We start from the raw sequence: 4,447 nt of genomic DNA on the forward strand, positions 1-4,447 counted from the left end.
ATCCCTTTCCGCGGACGGGGTGCACCCTTGGTGTGCGTTACGAGTGTAACGCAGAGGGATCGGTAGAGAAGCAGATTTCTTCGCTGCCCTTCCTCCCAACGAACGAAGTTCGTTGGGGACCCCGCTTCGCTACGAAATGGCAAAAAGGTTCGCGCTACGCGCGAATACCCACGTCCCAAAAGCGGGATATGGGGCACCCAGGTATAGGCCGGGCCGGAACTATATGATGATCTGGCACTAGATAACACGAGGTTTCCCGTGGCATTGCTGATCCCCGCAAAGCAGCTTCTGTCTCGCATCGCCTGCCTGGCTGCTCTCTTTGTTGCAACCGTCTCGGTGCAGGCACAAGTGGAGTATGTCGATCCGACGATCGGCAACGTAGGCATCCTGCTTGTCCCGACGCGTCCAGCCGTTTACCTGCCCAACAGCATGGTGCGAATGTATCCGCTGCGGTCTGATGCGATGGACGACCGGATTCATTCCTTTCCGCTGACGATCAATTCACATCGCATCAACGAGTTATTCAGCATCATGCCCGGCGACGGCTCCCCTGCTGCCTACGATCAGGAGACAACGACGCCGTATTACTACGGGTCGCGGTTGCGGAACTCAGGCATCGTCACGGAGTTTACGGTAACCGAGCGCTGCGGCTACTTCCGCTTTACCTTCCCTTCCGGCAAAGCCGGCCTGGTGCTTGCTAATCGCATTGCCGGGACACTCGCGGTCCACGACGGCAATCTCGTCGAAGGGGAAGAGCGCTTCGATGGGATGAAGGCGTATGTGTATGGCGAGTTCAGCAAGCCGGTCACCGCCACCTCTCATGAGGCAAGCAACAAACAGAGCCTCGCGATCGCTTCCAATACCGGCACGCTCGAATTCCGCTACGGCATTTCGTTCATCAGCGTGGAGCAGGCAAAGAAGAACCTGCAGCATGAGATTTCATCGGAAAACTTTGAGAGCATTAAGACCGCCGGCAAAGCCCGCTGGAACCAGACGCTGGGACGAGTCGCAGTCGAGGGCGGCACTGAGGCACAGAAGAGAGTCTTCTATACCGCGCTCTATCGCAGCTCGGAGCGGATGATCAACGTCACCRAAGACGGACAGTACTATAGCGGCTTCGATCACAAGGTCCACGCCGACAGCCGTCCGTTCTATGTCGATAACTGGCTGTGGGATACCTTCCGCGCGCTGGAGCCGTTGCAGACCATCCTCAATCCGGAGATGGAAGCGGACAAACTGCAATCGTATGTGCGCATGTATCAACAGAGCGGCATCATGCCGACCTTTGCCATCCTGACCGGGCCATATGCGTGCATGAATGGCAACCACTCCGCTCCGTGGTTTGCCGATGCATGGTTCAAAGGCGTGCGCAACTTCGATCTGCCCACTGCCTATGAAGGTATTCGCAAGCGGTCGCTCGAAAGCACGCTGCTTCCGTGGCGACTGGGACCGAAGACAGCTCTTGATGAGTTCTACGCAGCTCACGGCTATATGCCCGCGCTACACCCTGGAGAAACTGAGACCGTCGCACAGGTGCATCCCTCTGAAAAGCGTCAGCCGGTTCCGGTAACACTGGGCAACAGCTTCGATGACTGGGCCATTGCACAGCTTGCACGCGAGCTGAAGAAGCCGGAGGATGAAACCCTCTTTCTGAAGCGCGCAGGAAACTACCGCAATCTCTTCCGCACCGATAAGTCACTGATGTGGCCGAAAGATGATGCCGGAAATTGGATTGAGCCGATGGACCCGAAGTTCGGTGGCGGCATGGGCGGACGCGACTTTTACGACGAGAACAATGCCTACACCTATACCTGGGACGTCGCGCATGACTATGCGGGCCTGGTCTCCCTGATGGGAGGCACGCAAAAGGCCGAGGCAAACCTCGATCAGCTCTTCCGGGAGCCACTGGGCCGATCGAAATACGAGTTCCAGGCAAAGTTCCCTGACTCCACCTCGATGGTGGGTCAGTTCTCCATGGGCAACGAGCCCAGCTTCGCGATTCCCTACATCTACGATCGCCTGGGAGCTCCGTGGAAGACGCAGGAGCGGGTGCGCATGCTGCTCGATGCCTTCTTTACCGACACGCTGCAGGGCATTCCCGGCGACGAGGACGGCGGCGGTATGAGCGCCTTCGTTGTCTTTTCGATGATGGGTTTCTATCCCGTCACACCCACGGTACCGGCGTACGATATCGCCAGCCCTGTCTTCGAGAAGACGACGATCCACCTGCAGAACGGCAAAGACTTCGTGATCGTTGCGAAGGGCGCGTCGAAACAGAATAAGTATGTGCAAGCTATCAAGCTGAATGGAAAGACGCTCGATCATGTCTGGTTCCGCCACACCGACCTGACGCAGGGAGGCACGCTGGAGCTGACGATGGGAGATACGCCGAACACGCAGCTTGGTGCGAAGCCGGAGACATTTCCTCCGGCTTCGATGGATGTGCATCCGGAGAGCTATCGGTGATCATTTTGTTCAGTTGGGAGCTGTGGGCTTCAGCCCGCTGCTCCCACCCGGCTTTGCTCGAATAGTTCACCCCACGAATCAAGTTCGTCGGAGCCCCGAATATCCCACCCGGATTTGCGTGCTCCCCTCATAGCCGTTCGCACAAACGGGCGGCCTGCGTCTGCAGATACTGCTGCTCTGGCAGGCTGGTCGTGCGAGTGGCAGCCAGGCGGTAATGAGTGATAGCGGCCTTGTAGTCCCCGGCCATCTCAAACAAGTGAGCGCGAGCAGCGTCGAGGCGATGATGCCTGGCAATGCGCTCATCGGCATCGAGAGCCCGCAACAGTTCGAGCCCTTTCGTTGGCCCATGAACCATAGCGGCAGCAATGGCATGATTCAACGCGACCATTGGGTTATCGGAGATGCGTTTCATCAGCTCATAGAGAGCCAGGATTTGAGGCCAGTCCGTCTCTTCGGCTCGTGAAGCTTCATCATGCAGCGCTGCGATGGCTGCCTGAAGCTGATAGGCTCCAACGGCTCCCCGGGAGATGRCTGTTTGCAGCAGTGCCGCACCTTCATTGATCTCAACTTGTTTCCACAATCTCCGATCCTGACGATCGAGTGGGATCAGTTTCCCGCCCGTTCCAGTTCGCGCCTCGCGCCGCGCATGGGTTAACAACATCAGGGCAAGCAGACCCTCTACCTCGGAGTTCTCCGGCATCAGGGCATGGAGCGATCGTGTCAGGCGGATCGCCTCCTGCGAGAGCTCGATACGCTGCGCCGATTCGCCGGCGCTGGCGACATACCCTTCGTTGAAGACGAGATAGAGGATATGCAGTACGGCCGCAAGCCGTTCGCTTTGTTCCCTGCCTTCCGGCATATGAAAGCGTGAACCAGCAGCCTTGATCGCCGCCTTCGCGCGGCTGATGCGTTGCGCCATCGTCGCCTCCGGCACAAGAAAGGCACGAGCGATCTGCGCCGTCGTTAAACCGCCAACTGCCCGGAGCGTTAGCGCAATGGCCGATGCCGGCGTCAGCGAGGGATGACAACAGAGGAAGAAGAGCGTGAGGGTGTCATCAGGATCTACATCCGTAACATCCTGACGAAGCGCTTCGAGGGCTACCTCCTGTTCGCGCTCTCTCCGTGCGATGTCGCTGCGGATCGCATCGAGCATGCGTCGCGAGGCCACGCGGATGAGCCAGCCACGCGGGTTCTCCGGAACGCCCATTTGTGGCCACTGCAGCGCTGCGGCAATCAACGCCTCCTGTACGGCGTCTTCCGCAGCAGCGAAGTCACGGTAGCGGCGAGCGACGATACCCAGCACCTGCGGCGCAAGATCGCGCAACAGGTGCTGGGAACGCTCGTCCAGCTCTCCGGTGAGACTGGCGCTCATAGATCGCCGGTCCTCCGTGTCATGATCTGCCGCACTTCGATCGGCATGGCAGTAGAACCACCTCCGGGCGCCGGCCCTGCGGAGATCCGCGCCGCGATCTCATAGGCCCGCTCCGGGCTTTCGACATCCACGATCCAATAGCCGAGCAGAAATTCTTTGGATTCGGGAAAGACGCCGTCGGTAACAGGCACGCCGTCTTTGCCGGCAGTAACTATACGCGCCTGTTCGGGGCCGGCCAGAGCTTCGGTGGCAACAAACTCTCCGGCTTCGGTGAGCTCCTGGTTCACGCGATGCAGGAAGGCGAAGTGCTTCTCCACATCGGCCTTTGGCCACTGACGGTACGAGTCCACGCCTGCCTTGTTGCTGGTCATCAACAAAATGTAGTTCATGTACTTTGCTCCTCAAGTCTCTTTCTGTTGTGTGAGATATGTTGCTACTTACCGGTGACAAACATCCAGCGGACACCGAATCTGTCGTTGAGAGCTCCGTAGGCGCCGAAGAACTGCTGCTGCAGCGGATCGGTGATCTCGGCCCCGTCGGAGAGCTTGTGGAAGAGCCCAGTAAGGGCTTCCAGCGTCCCTCCGCTGAGATAGAGACAGGTCATATTGC

3 protein-coding genes are annotated in these 4,447 nt (G+C 58.6%); 1 reads left to right on the forward strand and 2 read right to left on the reverse strand.

Features of this window, described 5'->3' with window-relative positions:
- Positions 1-258: 258 nt before the first annotated feature.
- A complete protein-coding gene (locus tag AB4043_RS15925; protein ID WP_442307491.1) occupies positions 259-2,466 on the forward strand; it encodes a GH92 family glycosyl hydrolase in 2,208 nt (735 codons plus the stop codon).
- 127 nt (positions 2,467-2,593) lie between these two features.
- Here AB4043_RS15925 and AB4043_RS15930 read toward each other — a convergent pair whose 3' ends face one another.
- Complete coding sequence (locus AB4043_RS15930; protein ID WP_442307492.1) at positions 2,594-3,838, reverse strand: RNA polymerase sigma factor; 1,245 nt, start codon at positions 3,836-3,838, stop codon at positions 2,594-2,596.
- Positions 3,835-4,227 (reverse strand): YciI family protein, encoded by a 393-nt coding sequence (locus tag AB4043_RS15935; RefSeq protein WP_442300504.1) that lies wholly within the window; start codon positions 4,225-4,227, stop codon positions 3,835-3,837. The genes AB4043_RS15930 and AB4043_RS15935 overlap by 4 nt, the downstream gene beginning before the upstream one ends.
- Between the last annotated feature and the right edge of the window lie 220 nt (positions 4,228-4,447).

This window comes from Terriglobus sp. YAF25, from assembly GCF_052113305.1.
GTDB lineage: Bacteria > Acidobacteriota > Terriglobia > Terriglobales > Acidobacteriaceae > Terriglobus.